The sequence below is a fragment of the Limnobacter sp. UBA7229 genome, assembly GCF_002473065.1.
In the GTDB taxonomy this organism is placed as follows: domain Bacteria; phylum Pseudomonadota; class Gammaproteobacteria; order Burkholderiales; family Burkholderiaceae_B; genus Limnobacter; species Limnobacter profundi.
This window is the reverse complement of the sequence record NZ_DKTN01000013.1, coordinates 168,602-191,870: the sequence shown is the minus strand read 5'-3', so window position 1 is coordinate 191,870 and position 23,269 is coordinate 168,602. Positions and strand designations below refer to the sequence as shown.

The window sequence follows — 23,269 nt, the reverse complement described above, 5'->3', positions numbered from 1 at the left end:
ATGTAGCCCTGGCTAATCGAGACTGAGCTGATAGCCCTGCCCGCGAATGGTGTGCAAGGTCAAGGGCAGGCGCTCATCGTTCAGATTCAGTTTGTTGCGCAGGCTGCTCAAGTGCACATCAATGCTGCGGTCAAATCGTTCCAACGGGCGACCCAAGCCCTGTTCACTCAGTGCGGCTTTGCTGACCACCTGGCCTGCATGGCTGGCCAATACCTCCAGCAAATTAAACTCGGCGCTTGTCAGTTCTACCTCGTTGCCGTTCAACAGCACCTTGCGTTTGGCGGGTTGCACTTCCAGTGGGCCCAACTGAAGTGCCTGCTTCGGCGCGTTGCTGGAATCATTGGCGCGCCGCAAAATTGCACGGACACGGGCCACAATTTCACGAGGCAGGCAAGGTTTGGGCACGTAGTCGTCGGCACCAAGCTCCAACCCCACAATGCGGTCAATGTTGTCGCCCCGCGCAGTCAGCATCAGCACGGGGGTGTTGTACTTCAGGCGAATCTGTTTCAGGGTTTCAAGCCCGCTTTGCTGCGGCATCATGACATCGAGCACCACCAGCTGGTATTGATCGTCCGCCAGTTTTTTCAAACCCTCAATTGGATTTGCGCAATGCTCCGCCTCAAAGCCTTCGCCTCGCAAGTATTCGCACAGCATTTCGCCCAGTTCAATGTCGTCGTCGATGTGAAGTATTTTCGTCATGGCTTCAATATTACTAGGCAGCCTGGGTTGATGCGCAATTGTTTGCAAGCGCTTTACCCATCTTTACACAGCCTACATCCTCGTTTACAAGCCGGTTTTGCACAATGCAGTTATCCATTACACAAGGAGTAGACAAATGAATGTATCCAGACTGACCATCCAGAAAATGATTGCTGTCACTGCAATGGCCATGGCGATTCCCATGAGTGCGTACGCAGGTCATCACGAGGAAGGTGGCAAAAAGCAGCATTCGGAAATGCGTCACCACCACAAGCATGGTGGCATGGGCATGTTGAAACAGCTTGATTTGACCGAGGCGCAACAGGCGCAGGTGAAACAGATTATGGACAAGCAAAGGACCGAGATGAAAACAGCCATGAGCGATCGCCGTGCACACCGCGAAGAAATGAAGTCGATTGTGGAGCAAGACACTTTTGATGCCGCCAAAGCGGAGCGCCTGATTGCCCAGCAACAGGAACAGGAGCGTGCCACCAAATTGAGCATGATGCGCACCCAGCACGAGATCTACAAAGTACTGACACCCGAGCAGCGTGAGAAGGCCAAAGTGATTCGCGCGGAATGGAAAGAGAAAATGAAGGACCGTTACAGCAAACGCAAAGCTGACAATGCAAGCAATGCCATGTAATACCTGAATTTTGTAGGTACTTTCCCAACCACCTTTTGAAGTATTCCAGCAGCTGTGCTTTTGCCCCTATACTGTTTCAAAAAAAGGAGACAGTTAATGGGGCAATCTTTTATTCGACTCGCATTGGCCTGCACTTTGACAGCAGCCAGCACCGCAGCAATCGCAGCCCCTCCGGGCTTGTTGATGACTTACAGCTTCGACAGTTTGTCGGGCAAGTTTGGTCAAGCACAGGAAATCAAGGCCAGATCTTTCACCCTGGGTGCAACCCTGGTGGGCGAGGGGTACCGCGCCTCCCTGTTTGTACCTTACATTTCACTGGAAGGCCCAGGTACCCTGGTGGCTGGCACTGTGACTGGTACCAATGGACCGGCACGGCGCAGTGAGCAGGGCCTTGGCGATATGGTGGCCACGTATACCACCGACATTATCGGCGGCATTCAAACCAAGGGCTTTGCCATGTCGGCAACTGGCTTGGTGAAAATTGCCAGCGGCAATGAAGACCGGGGGCTTGGAACCGGCAAAACCGACTATGGTATTCAGACCGACCTTGCTTACCGTTTCAATAATGGTTTTGGCCTGACTGCCGTGTTGGGACGCCAGTACTATGGCGACACACCTGAACTGCCCTTGCTCAACGGCAATTACAGCACCGTGGGTGTGAATTTCCCCTTGGGCGATTCTTTGTTCATTAACCTGACCACCTCCCAGCGCGATGAACTGCTGGCCGGCACCGAGAAGCGCAAGGAGCGGGCAATTTCAGCCGTCTATGCACTGGACACGACGTCTGCCTTGCAGTTTGGTTATACCAAAGGCCGCAGCACAGCCAGCCCCGACGATGTTCTGTCGGTCAGCTACGTGTCACAGGTCGAGTAAAACCTGGTCTTCATTCTCTGCCAACAACGGGGTGACGCAAAAGTGTCACCTCGGGCTCCCCCCAATGTTAAAGCATGCTGCGCTGCAGTAAAATGCAGGTCTTGATTCCAACAGGCGAACAACGTGTCCAAAGACCTTTCACACCTTCTTGATGCCAACCAAACTTGGGCCGCTGCTCAAGTGGACAAAGACCCTGAGTTTTTCAAACGCCTGGAGAATCAGCAATCTCCGGAGTACTTCTGGATTGGTTGTTCCGATAGCCGTGTACCGGCCAACACCATTGTCAATTTGCAGCCCGGCGAAGTTTTTGTACACCGCAACGTTGCCAACCAGGTGTTTCATGGCGATTTGAATGGTCAATCGGCCACGCAGTTCGCTGTCGAGTTTTTGAAAGTTAAACACATTATTGTGTGTGGTCATTATGGCTGCTCGGGCGTGCGCATGGCCATGCGGGGCGACAGGGTGGGTTTGGCCGATGCATGGGTGCGCCCCATTCACCAGTTGGCGCGCAGACACGGGCTTGTCACTTGCGACGCAGCCCTTGAGCAGAAATGCCACGATCAACTGTGCGAATTGAACGTGATTGAGCAGGTGAAACACCTGTGCGAGAGCACCTTGATTGAGGATGCTTGGGAGCGCGGACAAGACCTCACGGTGCATGGCTGGTTGTATAGCCTGAAAGACGGCATTGTGAGAAACCTTCAAATCTCCATCTCTGACCCCAAGGATCTCGACAAGATTTACACCGATGCGGTAACCGCATTGAAAAAGCGTTACAGCTAATCGATTCTTGGTCTAGAATGAGAAAATAATTCAAGCGTTTGTTTGAATTGTGGGTTCATTTAAAATTCTAGGAGACGATTTACATGGCTTTCTCAACCCAATCCAAACTGGGCGATTTGCTGGACAACCCCCAAACCGCAGCAATTTTGGAAAAACACATGCCCGGCATTTCTACACATCCGCAAATCGGCATGGGCAAGGGCTTCCCATTGGCTGTTGTGGCCAATTTTTCTGGTGGTTTGATTACCCAGGAAATGCTGGAAGCAGTTGATGCTGAATTCGCTGCATTGGGCTGATCGATTCGTTGATTCGGATTGACTGTTCCAGTTGGTTGATCAACGGCGAGTGGGCCAGTTCCATTCGCCGTTCTGTTTTTGTTCAAGAGCAGGGCATTGATGAATCCGAAGAATGGGATGAACACGACTCGGTTTCTACTCATGTGCTTGCCTGGTTAGGCGACAAGCCCGTGGGCACAGCAAGGTTGTTGCCTGAAGGAAAAATTGGCCGAATGGCTGTACTCCCTGAATTCAGAAGCCAGGGAATAGGTAGTGCCATGTTGCTGGCTTTGCTGGCAGTGGCCAAAGAAAAAAATTTGCCGCAGGTGCGCCTGAGTGCGCAGCAGCAGGCGATCGAATTTTACAGTCGACATGGTTTTGCACCGTGTGGTAAAGCCCACATGGAGGTGGGAATACCCCACCAGTGGATGGTGCGAGACCTGACAACATAAAAAAGGACTGGGTTGTGGCTAGAGTATTGAAAGAACAAAAACACGATGACGGGCGGCGTGGCGACATTGTTCGTGCAGCCGCGAAGCTGTTTCGCGACAAGGGCTACGATGGTGCCAGCATGCGGGCCATTGCCAACGCGGTAGGCATGCAGTGCGGCAGCCCTTTTTACCACTTTGCCAGCAAGCAAGACATTTTGGTGGCGGTGGTTGAGGAAGGCTTGCGCCAGGGGCTTGAAAAAACCCGTGCTGTCGTCAAACCCAACTTGCCGGCTGATGCGCAGTTTCGTGCCCTGGTGAAAGTGCACCTCAGCATTATTCTCGAAGACGGCAATGACTTCATTCCAGTGATGCTTTACAACTGGCGTTGCCTGGACGAGGTACACCAGCGCAGGCTGATTGCAACCAAAGATGAATATGACGCCATTTGGCAAAATGCCGTGAACGGCTTGCACAATGCAGGTTTTCTGGGTGGAGACACCAAGTTTGCGCGCTTGATGGTATTGGGTGCCATGAACTTCATGGTGACTTGGTACAAGCCGAAGAAAGGCGACAGCCTGGACACGCTTTCAGACAAAGTGGTGGCTTTCTTTTTGTCCCAACACGCTTGAATAGAAAAAGCCCTTGCTGGCATGATTTCCACCAGCAAGGGCTTTTTTATTGCGTTGCTTGCGATTAACGCAGCAAGCCTGTCAATGAAGCTGGGCGGGCAGCAATCACGTTCTGGATCAAGCTTGAGGTCATCGCGGTAATGGCACCCAGTTGGCCCGCATTCATCATGCTGGCTGTCGCGCTCAAATTACCAGCCATGTTGGCTGTGGCCAAGCCTGCAATATCCAGTGAACCTGTGCTGGCCATGTCGGCAGCCAGGTTTGCACCAGAGGTCATATTGGCCACGTTTTGCACAGTGCCCAATACGCCGCCAGTCACACCTTCAACCACGGTACCTGCTGTCTGGTACACGCCATCGACTGTATTCAACACCTGGCCCAGTTGCTCGCCGCTCAAATTCACAGTGGCGCTCAGGCTGGCGTTGGCACTTGCCATGGCTTGGCCAGCGTTTTCCTGGCCCGCTTCGGTAGATTCACCCACGCTGTCACCAGTTGCAGCGGTTTGGTCGCCTGCTTCAGGTTGTTCCATTTCCGGGGCTTCAGCTGTTGGGGCTGGTTCGTTGGTGGGCGTGGGTTCAGCCACTGGTGTTGGTTCTGGGGTTGCTTCAGGAGCAGGTTGGGCTGCCGGCGGTTGCTGGCGCTGGAACAGGCTGACCTTGATTTCACCCTGTGCCTGACCCTGGGCAGAAGCCTGTTGGCCTGAATGCGCGGCAGCGAACAAGGCGCCCCAGCCGTTCAGGGTAGCAATGTCAGAAGCCTGGGCTGTCATGGGCATTGCGAAAGAGGAAGCGATGGCTGCAACGATTGCGATCTGTTTAACTTGCATGGTGTTCTCCTGTGTGTTGGGTGTAGTAGGCGCTTTCTGGATCTCGCCTCACACTTTCACTAACGGAGACACCGTGTAGGAAAAAGATAACTAGCTAGGGGGTCCGCCCAACGTGGTGTACCCCTTCAAACAGGTGAAGATTATTCGGTAATTTTCATGTTCAGCATCACCTGGGCCATGCCCTTGCCCAGCGGATCGTTTCTCATCGAGGTCATGCCACCACCATCGAGTGCTTCTTTCATAACGAGATTAAAGGCTTGAACTTGAGGTAGCTCGAAAGTGTGAACCTCACCTTTCACCAGGTGAGCCAAGTGGTTTTTTACATTCTTGGGGCGTAGTAAATACCGCAGCACCGGCCAATACTCCGGCTTTCTGGCCACAATGCCCACGTTGCTGGTGTCGCCTTTGTCGCCGCTTCGACCGTGTGCAATTTCAATCAAGGGTTTGCCCAATAGCTCGCGGGGCACTGTTATTTCGTCAAATGACTGTTCCGTAGTCGGGTGGGTTTCGGCGCGTGCCTTGGGGTGTTCCGGTTCCTGGTATTGAATGTTTTCACCGCCCACCTGCACAGCCGCAGTTTGCATGTGTTTGGGCACAAAGCAGCTGAACATTTTTACCAAGGGGGTTACATTGGGGCGTCCCATACCAAAGTTGCCGCTGGTACCCGGCGCATAGCTGGTGCCTGCCGGGGCAATTTCACGAGAGAAAATTGCAGCGGCTTTTTTGTCGCTGTGCGTGATTGCAATGCGCATCATGGCTTCGTGACCCAACTGCACCTGTGCATGTGGGCCCAAATCGGTTTCACTGCCAATGATTTCGATGGATGTGCGTGTGTAGTCTGCCAAACCTTGGCGCTTGAACATGGCGCGTGTACGTTCCAGAATGGTTTCGCCTGTGCGCTTAGCCTTGGCATGCGCATCAAACCCCACAATCGACAGCATGCCAATGCACCGAAAACCTTCTGGATACGTGGCACACACCTTGTACAGGTCGCTGGGTGCTTTGCCAGTGGCTCCATAAATCCGTACCCGGTTTGGGCCGGTTTCTTCAATATTCACTGTGGTGAAGTCGCACACCACATCGGGCAGGGCATAGTTGGCCGGGTCATGAATTTCGTAAAGCAATTGCTCGGTGGCCACGGCTTTGTTCACCAATCCGCCTGTACCTTCCGGTTTGCTCAATTCAAAGCTTCCATCCGCAGCCACTTCCACAATCGGGTAACCAATATTGGCCCAGTCAGGCACTTGTTGCCAGTCTGTGAACAGCCCGCCGGTGGCCTGTGCGCCGCACTCCACAATGTGACCTGCCAGGCTGCCCTGCGCAAGCGGGTTCAAGTCTGTGGTTTGCCACTTGAATTCATGCACCAGTGCACCCAACACCATCGCGCTGTCGACCACACGGCCGGTAATCACAATATCAGCACCCGCATCCAGTGCAGCAGCAATGGGAAAAGCACCCAGGTAGGCATTGGCTGTCAGGAAAAATGGCGGCGCAGCCTGGCTTGAATGCTGGTCTCGCAATTCAACGCCATCCTTGCGCAGCTGGCCAAGCGTGCCTGTTGCGTCATCGCCGCTGACCACGCCAATTCGAATGGTGTGGCCAGCCTCTATCATGGCTTGCTGCAAGGCCGCTGCACAACCGGCAGGGTTAAGCCCGCCTGCGTTCGCGATAATCTTGATGCCTTTGGATTTGGCCGCGGGCAGGGTCCTCTTCATCAGGTCAATGAAGTCGAGTGCATATCCGTGCTCCGGGTTTTTCATGCGCATGCCCGCCATGATGGCCAGGGTCAGTTCCGCAAGGTAATCGTAGGTGATGTACTGTATTCCCGGAACCTTCAGCAGTTGTTCAGTGCCCAGGCTGCTGTCGCCCCAAAAGCCGCAGGCGCCGCCGATTTTGATGGTGTTTGGGGTTGGCATGCTCATGGTCACTTGTTGATGATTTTGGGAAGTCCATCATAGCAAAGCCATTTGTAATAAATCAAACGATCGTTTGAATTAATCAAATTGTTGGTAGCTTCTCTGCAGTGCAGCCATCATCAAATTTGCTGCACTGGTTGTGTTGTGGTTCATGTCAGGCGCAATCCTTGGGAACACCATCATGTTTTTGCCTTCATCGTCAAAGCAAGCGGGCAACAGTTCTGATCTCAGCAGCACAAAATCAGCAATCAGGCGGCAGGTTCTGCCGTTGCCATCTGAAAAAGGATGAATTGAAATTCCTTTCATGGCGGTTCTTGCCGCCAGCAAAATTGGGTTGACATTGCCCAGGTTCAATTCTTCGGCCACTTCATTGCACAAAGTGTTCAATTCGGTGTTGACCATTGAGCCGGGCACCGCAAGGCGGCTTGGGTGGGGGTCGGTGCTGCCTTTGGCGTCACAGGGTCCGACCCACACATTGTTCAGTTGCCTTACTTTCCCACCCGCACTGTTGTGAATTTCTTGCATCAGCACCGTATTGATGCGAATGAACAAATTGCGAATGGCCTCCGGCGTTACAGGTTCCCTGCGCTTGGCGGTTTCGTAGACGATGGTGCTGGCCAGGTCCCAATTCGCCAAGGCGACGCTGTGGTGTGCATTTCGATGTTTCAGTGTTTCTGAACCACCACGGCGAAGCAGGGCAAGCTGTTCCAGGTGCGAGGGTTGAACTTCCGGTATCCGAGTCTTGAACTGTTCAAGTTTTTGATCCGCCAGGCAAATCACGATTGGGTTCACTGGCTGATTGAAAATGTAGTCGAAATTGCGTTTCATGGCTGCATCATCTTGCCCTGAGGTAAGCAGGTGCAGGCGTGCGTCAAGTATTGGAATTTCATCTAGCCCAGCCTTTTTGCAGTCTGGTGCGGGCGGTTTGGTGTAGTGTGTTTTCAGGCTGCTTGGCACAAATCCGTCACCCAGCTTTTCTTTTGTTATTACCTTAGGCCACTTGCCGTCGGCCGTTTTTATTGCACGTGAACTCGATAGTTCGGATTGATTGGGTAATTGACACCGGTTCGCCACCAAACCAGGAAGGGACAATCTCGCAATTGTTTTCGCGGCGCTTGAAACTGAAGGTGTGTGTTGTATTGAAGCTTCCTCGGAAGCAGAGGGTTCTTCAACCGCTTTTGCGTCGCACACCGCAATTTGGTTTGCCTTGAACATAAGTCAGGTCGCGAGGATGGATATTGTAGTGAGTTGACAAGATCCAAGCTTGGTTCCGCAATTGTCTGCAAATTACTCAGCTTTTGTAGCTTGATAGATGAATGCTGGTCTCGGTGTTGCTGATCCCCTTGATCAGTCGAATTCGTTCCAAAATTCCTGACAGCCCGGTCAGGTTTTCTGCCTGCAACTCGACCAGCAAGTCCCAGCGTCCATTGGTGCTGTGAATGGCGGTTACCCCAGGTTCCCCGAGCAGCTTCGCCAGCACTGTGCGGCTGTCATTGCCTTCAATCAAAATACTCATCCAGGCGACAATCAGATTGGGTGTTGTGTCAGGCCGCAATTTGACACTGTAGCCCACGATCACGCCTGAGCTCTCCAGCTTGTTGATTCGATTGGTCACTGTGCCGCGGGACACTTTCAGATGGTGGGCCAACGCCGCGATGCTCAACCTGGCATTGGTACGAAGCAGCCCCAAAAGTTGGCGATCTAAAGTATCCATGCTATCGAAGTGTAAGGTGGTTCTGTCATTGTGCTAGAAAAATGCCATTTTGTAAGCAAATTGTGTGCTTTTGATTGCCTTGAATGGGCAGCACAATGGTGGTTCTACTTGCAATTCAGCAGGTGAGGGAGGATGCGATGCGCACCTTATTCCTGAGCGCTCAGGGCGCGGCAACACTGATTTCGCGGGTTGGTCTGGCACGCTGTATTCGGGGAATGGTTAACGAGATTGATCATGATTTCAAGCGCTGGGAACAGTTTGACAAGTCGGCGCGCCTGGCGAGTCATTCTGCACAGGGCGTGATTGAAATCATGCCAATCAGCGATGGACAAACCTATGGTTTCAAATACGTCAACGGGCATCCCAACAATCACCGGCATGAATTGCCCACGGTCATGGCCTTTGGCGTTCTCGCTCGTGTAGAAACCGGCCTGCCGGAGTTTGTCAGTGAATTGACGTTGGTTACCGCGTTGCGTACTGCGGCGACTTCTGCACTGGCAGCACAGCACATGGCCAACCCAGCGGTGCGTAGCATGGCGCTGATCGGCAATGGTGCGCAAAGCGAGTTTCAGGCTGTTGCGTTTCACGAGCTGCTGGGCATTGACACGTTTTATTTGTACGACACCGATTTTTCGGCCACTGAAAAACTGGCCATTCATTTGTATGAACTCGGCTTGAAGACTATATTGTGCAAAAGTGTCCCGGAAGCTGTACGTGAGGTTGACGTGATCACCACTGCCACAGCCGCAAAAACCCATGCCAGCGTGTTGACCAAAAACATGCTGAGGCCGGGTGTTCACATCAATGCCATAGGCGGCGACTGCCCCGGCAAAACCGAGCTTCACCCCGATATTCTTCGCGACGCCCGCGTATTTGTTGAATATGAACCGCAAACGCGGATTGAGGGTGAGATCCAGCAAATGCCCAAGGATTTTCCAGTGACGGAGTTGTGGGAAGTGCTGACTGGTTTTGCGCTTGGGCGCACAGCGCCCGATCAAATCACTGTGTTTGACTCGGTGGGCTTTGCACTCGAGGATTTTTCCGCGATGCGCTACATGCACAGGTTGGCGCTTGCACAGGGTGAGCTTGAATCACTGTCCTTGATCCCCGAACTGCCGGATCCCAAGAATTTGTACAGTTGGTTGAAACACGGGGAGGTCGCATGATTTCACTGATCGGTGCCCCGTGCGATGCCGGCGCAAATATGGCTGGTGCAGCACTGGGGCCTTGTGCACTAAGGCGTGCGGGTGTTCAGCAAGGTTTGCAAAAAATCGGTTGCAAAGTGATTGACCGCGGCGATCTAAAAATACCGACATCTGAACCGCATGTCGAGGTGCAGGGGTATCGGAATTTTCATGAAGTACTGGCGTGGAATCGGGCAGTGTATGCCGCGGTGGCCGACGCATTGAATGTTGGCGATATTCCCGTATTGCTGGGTGGCGATCATTCGCTGGCCATGGGGTCAATCAGTGCGGTGGCATCGAATTGCCAACGTCAGAACAAAGAACTGCGCGTGTTGTGGCTGGATGCGCATGCAGACTTCAATACGGCCAATACTTCGATCACCGGCAATATGCATGGCATGCCATTGACCGCGCTGTGCGGTCAGGGACCTTCTGAGTTGACCGAGCTTGCCGGGTTCGCCCCAGCCTTGCGTGCTTCTCAAATTCGATTGTTGGGTGTGCGTTCTGTTGACCCTGAAGAGCGCCGCGCGGTGCGCCGTGCGGCTTTGCCCATGCTTACCATGCGGCACATACAAGGGCGTGGAATTATTCAGGCCATGAATATTGCACTGAGCGACATTGAGCCGGGTACGCATTTGCACGTGAGTTTCGATGTGGATTGCCTTGACCCCTTGGTGTTACCCGGCGTGAGTACCCCGGAAGACGGTGGTTTGCAGCTCGATTCGCTTCGATATTGCATGGCGCGCATTGCTCAAACCGGTTGTGTTGGGTCGGTCGATCTGGTTGAGTTAAACCCTGCTGCAGACCCCACTGGCAGCAGTGCGCAGCGTGCAGTGGAGTTGTTGACTGTTCTTCTGAATCCGCATTGGGAGCGGCATGTACAGCGTTCGTTTGACTGGGCTGAACATGCAGGCTGAGCTGGACCGTTTGCGCACAGAAATAGATGCACTGACTCGGGTGGATGAAACACAGCGAGTGCGCAACCTGCTTGAACAATACGATTGGCCTGACACCGGGTTTGATGTCATCAAACAGGCCGCACTCGGGCATGTAAAGCGTTTGCATGAGGTGCAAAAGCACCGTGCAGGCATCCACCAGTGGATGGCGGAATATCGCTTGTCCACTCAGGAGGGTGTTGCGCTGATGTGTCTTGCCGAGGCTCTGTTGCGAATTCCGGATACCCAAACACGCGATGATTTGATTCGCGACAAATTAAGCCATGCGAATTGGGCAGCTCACTTGGGGAACAGCACCTCCCTGTTTGTGAATGCAAGCACCTGGGGTTTGTTCATGGCTGGTCATTGGATTCAAATTCCAGATGACAACACCCTGTACTCCACCCTGCGGCGCTTGATCGCACGCAGCAGCGAAGGCCTGGTGCGTGCTGCGGTGGAACAGGCGGTGAAATTCATGGGGCAGCAGTTTGTTGCCGCCCAAACGATTGAGGAGGCCTTAAGCAACAGCCGTGCGAAATCATTGCAGGGCTTTACCCATTCCTTCGACATGCTGGGTGAAGCCGCTTTGTGTGAAGCGGACGCGCAGGCTTACTTCAGCAGCTACTTGCATGCAATCCATGTGATTGGACAAAGTAATTCCAAAGGCGTAATCGACGGTCACGGTATTTCTGTGAAGTTGTCAGCATTGCACCCGCGATACACCTTGTGGCAAGAACAACGCGTGCAAGCCGACCTGTACCCGCGGCTGTACACACTGGCACTTTCAGCCAGGCAGCACAACATTGCATTCAATGTGGATGCAGAGGAAAGCGAGCGTCTGGAACTATCACTCGACCTGTTCACACGCTTGGCCTTCGAGCCTGAATTAAAGCGCTGGAATGGTCTTGGGCTGGCGGTTCAGGCCTATCAAACCCGAGCGACAGCTGTGGTTCGGTTTATTGCTGCACTGGCACGCGCCAGTGAACGGATTATCCAGGTTCGATTGGTCAAAGGTGCATATTGGGACAGTGAAATCAAGCGTTGCCAAATACAGGGTTTGGCACATTTCCCGGTGTTTACCCAGAAGGTTCACACCGATCTTTCATACCTGTGTTGCGCGGAGCTGATGTTGCGCAATGCCAATTTCATTTACCCACAATTTGCCACCCACAACGCCCACACCTACGCCGCTGTTCAGCACATGACCGAGCAACTGAATGTGCGGCAGTTCGAGATGCAGTGTTTGCACGGCATGGGTGAGGGGCTTTACAGCCGTGCCAGGATTTATGCGCCTGTGGGCACTCACCAAACATTGCTTCCCTACCTGGTGCGCCGTTTGCTGGAAAATGGTGCCAACACTTCGTTTGTCAACCAGATGGTGGATCCGAATGTAGACGTGAATGAACTGCTGGAACACCCGGTTCTCATCTTGCGTAGGCATGGTGTTCAAAGCAACCCAGCCTGCGTACCTGCACCGAATTTGTTTGGTGCCAATCGCCTGAACTCAAGCGGGCTTGATTTGTATTGCAAACGCACTCTGCAGCAACTGCATCAAGCCGTGGGTAGCGGAACCTTTAAGGATTTGGAACCCTTGGCTTACAGCACACATGGGCAGGTGCAATCCGCATTGGGTGTTGCTTTTCGATCACGCAGTACGGGTGGCGACTGGTTTGAGAAAGGGCCAGAACACTGGGCGGCTGTCTTGTTGCAAGCAGCGAAGCTGCTTGAGAGTCATCACCTTCAATTGATTAACTTGCTGGTTCACGAAGCCAGAAAAACCATCCCAAATGCCCACATGGAAGTGCGCGAAGCCGTTGATTTTTGCCGCTACTATGCAGCCCAGGTTTCCACCTTGCGTGCATTGCAACCCGAATCAACACCGCGCCTTACGGTGTGCATCAGCCCCTGGAATTTTCCTTTGGCCATTTTTATGGGGCAGGTGGTGGGTGCACTGGCCAGTGGGCACGTGGTGGTGGCCAAGCCCGCCGAGCAAACGCCGCACATTGCATGTTATGCAGCAAAGCTGTTGCACAAGGCAGGCGTGCCTGTTGAGGTGTTGCAGCTGGTCTATGGCGACTGGGAAGTGGGTGCGTGGCTATGCAGTTATCCAGCAGTGGATACCGTCTTGTTTACGGGTTCAAATGCAGCGGCCAAGCATATTCAAGCCAGTTTGTTGAATCGTGACTGCTTGCAAAGCCCCGCCTTGCTGATTGCTGAAACAGGCGGACAAAATGCCATGGTGGTTGACTCATCGGCATTGCTTGAACAAGTGGTTGGGGATACGCTTGAATCGGCTTTTGGAAGTGCGGGGCAGCGTTGTTCGGCACTGCGGGTGCTGTGTGTGCAAGAGGACATCGCCGACAGCCTCATCGCTCTGCTAAAAGCTGCAATGCAGGAGCTTCAAGTGGGCGATCCTGCATTTTTTTCCACCGATCTTGGACCCCTGATTGATCAAGATGCATGGCAAGCAGTGAATACCCACATTGAAAACATGAACGCAAATGGATTTCCTGTGTTCCGGGCGGAGCGCGTAGATCCCTGCGTCGCGGGTCACTTTGTAGCACCGGCCCTGATCGAACTACAGCACTTGAATGAACTGCAGCAAGAGGTGTTTGGCCCGGTACTGCATGTCTTGCGTTTCAAGGCCGACCACTTGCCTGCCTTGCTTCATGAATTGAATGCCACCGGATACGCCCTTACTTTTGGCATTCACAGCCGCATTCAATCCACCATCGATCTGGTTTACAACACCACGAAAGCGGGCAACGTGTATGTGAACCGAAACATGGTAGGTGCTGTGGTGGGTAGCCAGCCATTTGGTGGGCATGGCAAATCGGGAACCGGCCCCAAAGCGGGTGGCCCGCATTATTTGCCTACCTTGATGCGCCTGCCTCAGCTTAAGAATATGCAGAACCAAGAATTGCCCGGCCCCACAGGTGAAAAAAACCTTTACCGTTGCCGACCCCGTGGCCGGGTTTGGTGCACTGCACGCGATCTTACTTTGCTTGAACAACAAATTGACGCAGTGCTGGCCACCGGGAATGTGCCGGTTTGTGAACTCGCAGATGCTGACCGAAACCCGCATTCAATCGTGAATGCCGAGGTGTTGTCTGAAATCGATCTTGGCAATATCAACCTGGTAATTTGTCACCCGGAAAACACAGAAATCTTGAAATGGGTGTGTGATCGTCTGGCACAGCACCCGGGAGCAATCATTCCTTTGGTGTTGGGCGATGAGAATGGCGTTTATCCAGATTACAGGCTGGTTTGTGAGCAGGTGCTGTCGGTCAACACCGCAGCCATCGGTGGTAACTTGACGCTGCTGGCTGATCACCAACCGGGTTTGCATTAACCATGGCACAATCGGGAACCGGATCATCAATGCAGTAAACCATGTCTGAATTTCGAGGCATTCCGCCAGGCCCCAATGTGGGCACACAGCTCAAGGCCTTGCGCCGCAAAAAGAAAGCGGCCGACAGGGCAGTAAATTCGGCACCAGCCATTGTAGGTCAAGCCCCCGAAGTCGCTCTTCATGCGAATAGGCCGCCGTTGTCAGAACTCACCTTGGCCAATCTTCAGGAGTGGTTCGACGCACAAGGCTGGCAGCCTTTCGAGTATCAATTGCAGGTGTGGAAGGCATTTCAAAAAGGCCACAGCGGCTTGCTTCATGCCACCACTGGTGCCGGTAAAACCCTGGCGGTGTGGTTGGGTGCCTTGCTTAGGCTGGCACAACTTCCCACGCCAAGGGGCGCTGCAACCCGTGTCATGTGGATAACACCCATGCGCGCCTTGGCTGCTGACAGCACCAAGGCTTTGCAACAATCGCTGTCAGCCTTGGTGGGTGATTGCGATGTGGCCTTGCAAACCGGCGACACCGATTCAGCCGCGCGAGCAGCCATTTTGCGCAAACCCCCTTTCGCATTGGTCACCACGCCTGAAAGCCTGACCCTGATGTTCACGCGCACCAGCAGCCAGCCCAACTTGAGCAAACTGCAAGTGTTGGTGGTCGATGAATGGCATGAACTGATCGGCAACAAACGTGGTGTGCAACTGCAGTTGGCCATCGCACGCCTGGCGCGCATTAACCCGGGCTTGCAGGTGTGGGGTTTAAGCGCCACCTTGGGTAACTTGCCGGTGGCCATGGATGTGCTGCTACACCCTGTTAAAAACCACGCCAAGTGCACTTTGGTCCAGGGCAAGTTGCCCAAGCAATTGATGATCGACAGCTTGATTCCTGACACCTTTGAGCGTTTTCCATGGGGTGGGCATCTGGGCTTGAATCAGCTCGAGTTTGTGGCGCGAGAAATCGACCAGTCTGCATCCACCCTCGTGTTCACCAACACACGTTCCCAAGCAGAAATTTGGTATCAGGCTTTGCTCGAAGCCCGGCCCGACTACGCCGGTTTACTGGCCTTGCACCATGGCTCACTCGATAAAACCGTGCGCGATTGGGTTGAGCAAGGATTAAAAAACGGCAGCCTGAAGGCGGTGGTGTGTACTTCATCGCTTGATTTGGGCGTGGATTTTTTACCCGTAGAACGCGTGATTCAAATTGGCTCGCCCAAGGGCGTTGCCCGTCTGCTTCAACGTGCAGGCCGTTCCGGGCACGCACCCGGCAGGCCTTCCCGAATCACCGTGGTGCCCACCCATGCGCTTGAATTGGTCGAGGCTGCTGCTGCCCGACATGCTGCCCAGCAAAAACAGATTGAATCGCGTTTCAGCCCACAGGCCCCACTGGACGTGTTGGTGCAGCACCTGGTGACTGTGGCCATGGGCACTGGATTTAAACCCGATGAATTGTTTGCCGAAGTGTGCACCACAAGTGCGTATGAAAATTTGAGCCGCTCCCAGTTCGATTGGGCCCTGGCTTTTGTAGAAAAGGGAGGCGAAAGCCTGGCGGCATATCCGGACTATCAAAGGGTAGCTGCCGATGAGGAAGGCATTTACCGCGTGCCGCGGCGTGACATTGCGCGCAGGCATGCCATGTCGGTGGGCACCATTGTTTCTGATGCCGCCATGCATGTGGCGTGGATGACTGGCGGGCGCCTTGGCACCATTGAGGAAGGGTTTATTGCACGCCTGAAAACGGGTGATTGTTTCAGTTTTGCAGGCCGCGTGCTTGAACTGGTGAAGGTGCGTGACATGACCGCGTATGTGCGCAAAGCCAACCGCAAAAAAGCGACAGTGCCGCAGTGGCAGGGCGGTAAAATGCCCTTGAGCAGTGAACTTGCTCACGCCTCCCTGCAAATGCTGGAGTTGGCACATCAGGCTATTTCTTCTGGAAAAAAGACCGCCTTGCCTGAGCTGCAGGCACTTGAGAGTTTGTTGGCTTTGCAGATGCGCTGGAGTGCTTTGCCCAATACGGGCAACTTGCTGATTGAAGCGCTGCACAGCAAAGAAGGTCACCACCTGTTTGTGTATCCATTTGAAGGACGCACGGTGCACATTGGTTTGGCCAGTCTTCTGGCCTGGCGTGCCTCGCGGCACAAACCGGGTACGTTCTCAATTGCCATGAACGATTACGGGTTTGAGCTATTGAGCGCGGAACCCGTGAACTGGCATGAATGGATTGCGGGCAGCCTTGCGCAAGCCCCGTTGTTTTCAACGGAGAATCTTTTTGAGGATGTGTTGGCTTGTCTCAACGCTTCTGAACTCGCCCAGCGACGTTTCCGGGAAATCGCCAGAATTGCGGGGTTGGTTTTTCAAGGCTTCCCCGGGGCGGGAAAAAGTGCAAAGCAGTTACAAGCCTCCAGCGGTTTGTTTTTTGAGGTGTTCAAAAAACACGATCAAAATAATTTGTTGCTGGACCAGGCCCAGCGTGAGGCGCTTGAACAAGAGCTTGATTTGAAACGAATGGAGGCAGCGCTTTGTGCAATTCACCGCAAAACTTTGGTGTTCAAGTCGATTGATCGCCCAACACCTTTTGCGTTTCCCTTGCTGATTGAGCGATTGCGCGAAACCGTCAGCACGGAAAAGCTCAGCGATCGTGTGGCAAGAATGGTGGCCGAGCTGGAGAAAGCTGCTCAGGTTTAACAGATTTCAAAATTACAATTCAGGTCATCTTCACCGTGCATTTGTTGTCAGCAAACTCTTCAGTACATTCAATGGAAACACCTTTTGGCGCACTTCAACTGTCGCGCCACAAAACGGCGTTTTCACCCGCACACAAGGCGCTTTTTGTCGCCGACGTTCATTTGGGCAAAGCCGCAACTTTTCGCAGCCTGGGTGTGCCTGTGCCAGCCGGGACCACGCAAGAGAATCTGGATAAGCTCTCAGAATGCATTGCAGAATTCAATCCACTTTCGGTGTATTTTCTGGGCGATTTGTTGCACGCAAAAATGGCGCACAACCCCGACTTGCTTGGCAAACTGCTGGCTTGGCGTGCCCAGCACACAAACCTGGCCATGACGTTGATTCGCGGCAATCACGACAGCAAGGCAGGTGATCCGCCCGCAAGTTTGAACATTTCGGTGGTGGAGGAGCCTTTCATGCTGGGTGGGTTTGCTTTGTGCCATCACCCGCAAACCGTACAAAATGCTTTGGTGCTTGCCGGGCATGAGCACCCAGTCGTGGTGCTGAACGGAAAAGGCAGAAGCCGAGCCCGAGTGCCATGCTTCTACCTGAAAACCGATCAGCTCATACTGCCTTCATTTGGTGCTTTCACGGGCGGTTATGCAGTGAATCCCCAGGCTGGCGAAGCAGTATTTCCAGTGGTGTGAACAGCGGGCCGTTCAGCCCGCTGATTTGCCCACTGATTGCTTTTTACTTGCCTTTGCTCAAGCCAAGTGTGCCGCCACCCAAAGCCACAATCATTAGCAGGCCACCAGCCACACTGACGTTTTTCATGAACATCAGTTGCTGAACATAGGCTTGTTCAGCAGGCATGGCCCAGTAGTTGTGAAACAGCACTGAGGCAGCCAGGGTGAAGCCGGCCAGCAGCAACGCTGCAATTCTTACCTGGAAGCCGACGATCAAAGCCAGCCCCGCGCCAATTTCAACCGCAATGGTCAGCACAGTAAGTACTTCTGGAAAAGGCAGACCCACAGAACCGATGTACCCGGCGGTGCCCTCGAACCCACCGATTTTGTCGAAGCCCGCCAGAACAAACATGGCAGCCAGTAGAACCCGGCCAATCAGGGCAATGGTTGAGGCGGATGAGTTAAAGGCATTGTCCAGCACATTCGTGCCTGCGTGTGTTGTGTTTGCTGTAGTCATTTCAATTCTCCGTATTGGGTTTGCGATTCACTGAATCGATGAGCGAATCATGCGCGTTCAATTGCCAAAAATCGAGTGACCTTTTTTGCAGTAATTGTTCAAATAATTTGAATAATTATTTGCTGATCATGATGCCCTAGAAGAATTTCTCTAACCTGGTCCATTCCCTTTTTCCTGAAGAAATAGCGTACACTCATAAAAAAACGAACGTTCGGTCTATTTTCTATATGCGCAAAGGTGAACAAACCCGAGCCGCCATTGTTGAGGCGGCGCTTGAAATCGCGTCCACGCAAGGGCTCGAGGGTTTAACCATTGGCTCCATTGCAGAAAAAATGACCATGAGCAAAAGTGGTGTGTTTGCCCACTTTGGTTCGCGCGAAGAGCTTCAAATTGCCGTCCTTCAAGAGTACGAAACCCAATTCATCAATGCCGTGTTGTTCCCCTGCCTGAAAGAGCCCCGTGGATTGCCGCGTTTGCGCGCAATTTTCATGCGCTGGCTTGACCGGATCGGCAAGGAAATCGACAGTGGTTGCATCTATATTTCAGGCGCGACAGAATACGATGACAGGCCAGGGGCAGTTCGCGATGTCCTGGTGAAAATGCATCGCGACTGGCAAAAAGAAATGCACCGTGCCACGGCACAGGCCATCGAAGAAAACCATTTACCCGCCAATCAGGCCCATGCGGATCAACTCGTTTTCGAGATGGTCGGCCTGATTCTGGCAGCCCACCAGCAAGGTCGCCTCATGGGCGATTCCTCGTCTGTGAAGCGGGCCAGCCAAGGCTTCGAGCGCATGATTCAGCATTACCAGCAAACCCAGTCAGAAATTCTGAGCCAGTAGTACCAGGAGACACTTCAATGAGCCAATACACGCCCCCGATCCGCGATATGCAATTCGTACTGCACGAAATGTTGAACGCAGAAGCCACTTTCAAAAGCATTCCCGCCTTTGAAGAAATTGACGCAGACACGGTGAATCAGATCATCGAAGAAGGCGGCAAATTCTGCGCGGAAGTGTTGCAACCCCTGAACGCTGTGGGCGATTCGGAAGGTTGTACTTTGAACAAGGCCGACCATTCCCTGAAAACCCCAACCGGTTTCAAGGAAGCCTACCAGCAGTTTGTGGAAGCTGGCTGGGCCTCGCTAAGCTGCGACCCCAACTACGGTGGTCAAGGCCTGCCCGTGACCGTGAACCAGGCGTTCTACGAAATGATGAACAGCGCCAACCAGGCCTGGACCATGTACCCCGGCCTGACGCACGGCGCCTACGATTGCCTGCACGAGCACGGCAGCCAGGAACAGAAGGACCTGTACCTGCCCAAGCTGACCAGCGGCGAATGGACTGGCACCATGTGCCTGACCGAACCACACTGCGGCACCGACCTGGGCATGTTGCGCAGCAAGGCTGAGCCACAGGCCGATGGCAGCTACAAAATTACCGGCGCGAAAATCTTCATCAGCTCTGGCGAACACGACATGGCCGAGAACATCATTCACCTGGTGTTGGCACGACTGCCTGATGCGCCTGTGGGCACCAAAGGCATTTCCTTGTTCCTGGTACCCAAGTTCATTCCGAATGCCGACGGTTCCATTGGTGAGCGCAATCCGATTTTCTGTGGCGCCATCGAACACAAAATGGGTATTCATGGCAACGCCACTTGCCAAATGAACCTGGACGGCGCAACCGGCTGGCTGATTGGTCAACCCCATCGTGGCCTGGCCGCCATGTTCGTGATGATGAACGCAGCCCGCCTGGGCGTGGGCATGCAGTCACTGGGCTTAACTGAAGTGGCTTATCAAAACGCTGTTGTTTATGCGAAGGATCGCATTCAAAGCCGTTCGCTGACTGGCCCCAAGGCCACTGACAAACCTGCTGACCCCATCATCGTTCACCCCGATGTGCGGAAAATGTTGCTCACCACTCGCGCATACGCCGAAGGTGGCCGTGCACTGTGCATGTGGACCGCGCTGGAGCTGGACAAAGAACTGAACCACCCTGATGAAGCCGTTTGCAAGGAAGCATCCGACATGGTTGCCCTGGCCACGCCAATCGTAAAAGCCTTCATCACCGACAACGCTTGGGAAGCCACATCACACTGTATGCAAGTGTATGGCGGCCACGGTTACATCGCTGAGTGGGGCATGGAACAGTATGTTCGTGACAGCCGCATCAACATGATCTACGAAGGCACCAACACCATTCAGTCACTGGACCTGCTGGGTCGTAAAGTGCTGGGCGACGGTGGCGCCAAGCTGATGAAGTTCGGCAAAATGGTGCGCGCCTTGTGCGAATCTGAAGCCAACAACCCAGCCATGAAAGAGTTCATTGAACCCCTGGCTGATTTGGGCGACAAGGTCAGCAAACTGACCATGGAAATTGGTGGCAAGGCCATGCAAAACCCAGATGAAGTGGGTGCTGCAGCCGTGGATTACCTGCGTGTTGTGGGCCACCTGTTCTACGGCTACTTCTTTGCGAAAGCTGCAAAAATCGCGCTGGAAAAGCAAGCCAGTGGCGACAAGTTCTACACCGCCAAACTGCATACAGCCCGTTTCTACTTCCAGAAAATGCTGCCTGAAACCGCCATGCTGATTCGCAAGGCGCGTGCGGGTTCCAGCAGCCTGATGGAAATGGAAGCCGACCTGTTCTAACAAATCCTGTCCCGTAGTACCCCGCAGCCACACGTGGTTGCGGGCGTTGAATCCAATTAACTCGAAGGAGACACGCGTGTCCAATTTCATCGTTCGCAAAGTCGCCGTGCTCGGCGCTGGCGTGATGGGCGCACAAATTGCTGCCCACTGTGCCAATGCCAAAGTGCCCGTGGTGCTGTTTGATCTGCCCGCCAAAGAAGGTCCCAAGAACGGCATCGTAGACAAAGCCATCTTGAACCTGACGAAACTGAAGCCTGCCCCGTTTGGCGCGAAGGACGTTGCGCAATATGTACAAGCAGCCAACTACGAAGAGCACCTGGAATTGCTGCAGGGCTGCGATTTGGTGATCGAAGCCATTGCCGAGCGCATGGACTGGAAACACGACCTGTACAAAAAAGTGGCACCGCACATCAACGCCACTGCTATTTTTGCAACCAACACATCGGGTTTGAGCATCTCCAAACTGAGCGAAGGTTTTGATGCAGAACTGAAGAGCCGCTTCTGTGGCGTTCACTTCTTCAACCCACCCCGTTACATGCACCTGTGCGAACTGATTCCGCTGCCGACCACACGCCAAGACATTCTGGACAATCTGGAAACCTTCCTGACCACCACCTTGGGCAAGGGAATTATTACTGCCAAAGACACGCCCAACTTCGTGGCCAACCGCGTGGGCGTGGCTGGCATGCTGGCCACCATGGCTGAAGCGCAAAAGTACGGCATTCCATTCGACATCGTCGACCAGCTGACTGGTTCCAAACTGGGCCGTGCAAAATCGGCCACCTTCCGCACTGCGGATGTGGTTGGTCTGGACACCATGGGCCACGTGATTGCAACCATGCAAAACACATTGCCCAACGATCCGTTTGCATCCAGCTATGCCACACCCGCCGTGTTGAAAACACTGGTTGAGAAAGGTGCACTGGGCCAGAAAACCAAAGGTGGTTTCTTCAAGAAAGAAGGCAAGCAGATCATGGTGTTCGATGCGAACTCCAGCAGCTATGTGGCGTCTGAGGGCAAGGCCGACGAAGCCGTGCTGAAGATTTTGAAGAACCGCAATGTGGCCGAACGCATGGCTGCTTTGCGTGCTTCCGAGCATCCACAGGCCAAATTCCTGTGGGCGATTTTCCGTGATGCATTCCATTACATCGCATTTCACCTGAACGACATCGCAGACACAGCACGTGAAGTTGATTTCTCACTGCGCTGGGGTTATGGCTGGACAGAAGGTCCATTTGAAACCTGGCAAGCCGCAGGCTGGAAGCAGGTTGCCCAGTGGGTGAAGGCCGACATCGATGCAGGCGAAGCCTTGTGCAACGCACCTTTGCCAGCTTGGGTATTTGAAGGCCCTGTTGCAGACAACGGCGGCGTGTACAGCACCGCTGGCGCATTCAGCCCAGCAAGCAATTCATTCGTACCCCGCAAAGATTTGCCGGTGTACCAGCGTCAAATTTTCCGCGCCAAAGTGTTGGGCGAAACAACCGTGACGGGTCACAACGGCGGCACCACGATCAAAGAAAACGATGCAGTTCGCATTTGGACTGCACCTGGTCATGATGATGTGTTGATTTTGTCGATCAAAACGAAAATGCACGCGATTGGCCCCGATGTCATCACTGGCACCCACGAAGCCATTGCCTTGGCCGAGAAAAGCTACAAGGGTTTGGTGTTGTGGAGCCCGGACGAGCCTTTCTCCGCAGGTGCTGACCTGCAAGCCATGTTGCCCGCATTCATGCAGGGCGGTGGCAAGGCCATCGAACCCATGGTGGCTGAATTCCAGAAAGGCACTGCGGCGCTGAAATACGCACAGGTTCCCACTGTGGCCGCTGTAACTGGCTTGGCTTTGGGTGGTGGTTGCGAATTTGCAATTCACTGTGCTGCACGTGTGGCCAACCTGGAAAGCTACATGGGCCTGGTGGAAGTGGGCGTAGGCCTGATCCCCGGCGGCGGTGGCTTGAAAGAAATCGCTGTCAACGCCGGCTTGGCAGCTCAAAAAGCGGGTTCAGCCGATGTATTGGCTTTCCTGAAAGACGGCTTCATGACCGCTGCAACCGCCAAGGTGGGCACATCGGCCATGGAATGTCGCGACCTGGGCTTCATCAAGGAATCTGACACAATCGTTTTCAACAGCCATGAACTGTTGTATGTCGCCATTTCACGCGCACGCGCCATGTTCGACGGCGGCTATCGCCCACCCCACAAAATCAAGGGTGTGCCAGCCGCAGGCAAATCAGGCTACGCCACGATCAAGGCGCAGCTGGTCAACATGCGCGACGGTGGTTTCATCTCTGCTTACGACTTCCACTTGGGCTGTGTGATTGCCGAAGTGGTGTGCGGTGGCGAAATTGAAACAGGCTCCTTGGTGGATGAAGAGTGGTTCCTGAACCTGGAACGCAAGCACTTCGTGAAGTTGCTCGACAACCCCAAGACACAAGAACGAATCATGGGCATGCTGCAAACCGGCAAGCCAGTGCGTAACTAATTAAGGAGAGC

The 23,269-nt window shown here is 53.7% G+C and carries 20 protein-coding genes; 14 read left to right on the top strand and 6 right to left on the bottom strand.

All coding sequences use genetic code 11. The features are described 5' to 3' along the window. Window positions 1-12 precede the first annotated feature (12 nt). On the bottom strand, window positions 13-699 hold the full coding sequence (locus tag B4C79_RS07720; protein ID WP_171097485.1) for a response regulator transcription factor: 687 nt from the start codon (window positions 697-699) through the stop codon (window positions 13-15). A gap of 136 nt (window positions 700-835) precedes the next feature. Here B4C79_RS07720 and B4C79_RS07715 point away from each other — a divergent pair, with 136 nt between their 5' ends. The 6 genes from B4C79_RS07715 (at window position 836) to B4C79_RS07690 (ending at window position 4,336) form a co-directional block, all read left to right on the top strand. Beyond that, window positions 836-1,345 (top strand): Spy/CpxP family protein refolding chaperone, encoded by a 510-nt coding sequence (locus tag B4C79_RS07715; protein ID WP_291742514.1) that lies wholly within the window; start codon window positions 836-838, stop codon window positions 1,343-1,345. A gap of 96 nt (window positions 1,346-1,441) precedes the next feature. Continuing rightward, a complete protein-coding gene (locus tag B4C79_RS07710) occupies window positions 1,442-2,218 on the top strand; it encodes a hypothetical protein (RefSeq protein ID WP_008249524.1) in 777 nt (258 codons plus the stop codon). Window positions 2,219-2,341: 123 nt separating this feature from the next. Continuing rightward, complete coding sequence (locus B4C79_RS07705) at window positions 2,342-3,001, top strand: carbonic anhydrase (RefSeq protein ID WP_171097490.1); 660 nt, start codon at window positions 2,342-2,344, stop codon at window positions 2,999-3,001. An 83-nt stretch (window positions 3,002-3,084) separates the two neighbouring features. Then, window positions 3,085-3,297: a hypothetical protein gene (locus B4C79_RS07700; protein ID WP_105028126.1), complete on the top strand. Its 213-nt coding sequence runs from the start codon at window positions 3,085-3,087 to the stop codon at window positions 3,295-3,297. Between the two features lie 8 nt (window positions 3,298-3,305). Beyond that, window positions 3,306-3,728: a GNAT family N-acetyltransferase gene (locus B4C79_RS07695; protein WP_171097492.1), complete on the top strand. Its 423-nt coding sequence runs from the start codon at window positions 3,306-3,308 to the stop codon at window positions 3,726-3,728. A 14-nt stretch (window positions 3,729-3,742) separates the two neighbouring features. Beyond that, window positions 3,743-4,336 carry a TetR/AcrR family transcriptional regulator gene (locus tag B4C79_RS07690; RefSeq protein ID WP_171097494.1) on the top strand — a complete coding sequence of 198 codons (594 nt, stop codon included), beginning with the start codon at window positions 3,743-3,745 and terminating at the stop codon, window positions 4,334-4,336. 64 nt (window positions 4,337-4,400) lie between these two features. On the opposite strand, the gene B4C79_RS07685 is transcribed toward B4C79_RS07690, so the two are convergent. From B4C79_RS07685 to B4C79_RS07670, 4 genes are all read right to left on the bottom strand, one after another. Further along, on the bottom strand, window positions 4,401-5,162 hold the full coding sequence (locus tag B4C79_RS07685) for a hypothetical protein (protein ID WP_291742501.1): 762 nt from the start codon (window positions 5,160-5,162) through the stop codon (window positions 4,401-4,403). Window positions 5,163-5,302: 140 nt separating this feature from the next. Beyond that, the gene (locus B4C79_RS07680; RefSeq protein ID WP_171097497.1) at window positions 5,303-7,084 is read right to left on the bottom strand and encodes an acyclic terpene utilization AtuA family protein; all 1,782 of its coding nucleotides are present in this window, start codon (window positions 7,082-7,084) and stop codon (window positions 5,303-5,305) included. A 72-nt stretch (window positions 7,085-7,156) separates the two neighbouring features. Next, entirely contained in the window at window positions 7,157-8,035 is an 879-nt protein-coding gene (locus B4C79_RS07675; RefSeq protein ID WP_291742496.1) for a Fic family protein, read from the bottom strand. A gap of 334 nt (window positions 8,036-8,369) precedes the next feature. After that, window positions 8,370-8,792 carry an Lrp/AsnC family transcriptional regulator gene (locus B4C79_RS07670; protein WP_171097501.1) on the bottom strand — a complete coding sequence of 141 codons (423 nt, stop codon included), beginning with the start codon at window positions 8,790-8,792 and terminating at the stop codon, window positions 8,370-8,372. Window positions 8,793-8,929: 137 nt separating this feature from the next. Between B4C79_RS07670 and B4C79_RS07665 the strand changes: the two genes are divergently transcribed. From B4C79_RS07665 to pdeM, 5 genes are all read left to right on the top strand, one after another. Next, on the top strand, window positions 8,930-9,958 hold the full coding sequence (locus tag B4C79_RS07665) for an ornithine cyclodeaminase (protein ID WP_291742492.1): 1,029 nt from the start codon (window positions 8,930-8,932) through the stop codon (window positions 9,956-9,958). Continuing rightward, on the top strand, window positions 9,955-10,893 hold the full coding sequence (gene rocF, locus B4C79_RS07660; protein WP_291751411.1) for an arginase: 939 nt from the start codon (window positions 9,955-9,957) through the stop codon (window positions 10,891-10,893). Before B4C79_RS07665 ends, rocF begins: the two co-directional genes overlap by 4 nt. Then, entirely contained in the window at window positions 10,853-14,263 is a 3,411-nt protein-coding gene (locus tag B4C79_RS07655) for an L-glutamate gamma-semialdehyde dehydrogenase (protein ID WP_291751410.1), read from the top strand. The genes rocF and B4C79_RS07655 overlap by 41 nt, the downstream gene beginning before the upstream one ends. A 41-nt stretch (window positions 14,264-14,304) precedes the next feature. Then, a complete protein-coding gene (locus tag B4C79_RS07650) occupies window positions 14,305-16,944 on the top strand; it encodes a ligase-associated DNA damage response DEXH box helicase (RefSeq protein ID WP_291751407.1) in 2,640 nt (879 codons plus the stop codon). Window positions 16,945-17,015: 71 nt separating this feature from the next. After that, window positions 17,016-17,630, top strand: coding sequence for a ligase-associated DNA damage response endonuclease PdeM (gene pdeM / locus B4C79_RS07645; protein ID WP_291740883.1), 615 nt, complete (start codon window positions 17,016-17,018; stop codon window positions 17,628-17,630). Between the two features lie 43 nt (window positions 17,631-17,673). On the opposite strand, the gene B4C79_RS07640 is transcribed toward pdeM, so the two are convergent. Continuing rightward, on the bottom strand, window positions 17,674-18,126 hold the full coding sequence (locus tag B4C79_RS07640) for a DoxX family protein (RefSeq protein WP_105028136.1): 453 nt from the start codon (window positions 18,124-18,126) through the stop codon (window positions 17,674-17,676). A gap of 227 nt (window positions 18,127-18,353) precedes the next feature. On the opposite strand from B4C79_RS07640, the gene B4C79_RS07635 reads away from it, so the two are divergent. The 3 genes from B4C79_RS07635 (at window position 18,354) to B4C79_RS07625 (ending at window position 23,258) form a co-directional block, all read left to right on the top strand. Beyond that, window positions 18,354-18,968: a TetR/AcrR family transcriptional regulator gene (locus B4C79_RS07635; protein ID WP_171097511.1), complete on the top strand. Its 615-nt coding sequence runs from the start codon at window positions 18,354-18,356 to the stop codon at window positions 18,966-18,968. A gap of 17 nt (window positions 18,969-18,985) precedes the next feature. Continuing rightward, a complete protein-coding gene (locus B4C79_RS07630) occupies window positions 18,986-20,776 on the top strand; it encodes an acyl-CoA dehydrogenase C-terminal domain-containing protein (RefSeq protein WP_291740881.1) in 1,791 nt (596 codons plus the stop codon). A gap of 76 nt (window positions 20,777-20,852) precedes the next feature. Further along, window positions 20,853-23,258: a 3-hydroxyacyl-CoA dehydrogenase/enoyl-CoA hydratase family protein gene (locus B4C79_RS07625; protein WP_291751405.1), complete on the top strand. Its 2,406-nt coding sequence runs from the start codon at window positions 20,853-20,855 to the stop codon at window positions 23,256-23,258. Window positions 23,259-23,269: the final 11 nt, after the last annotated feature.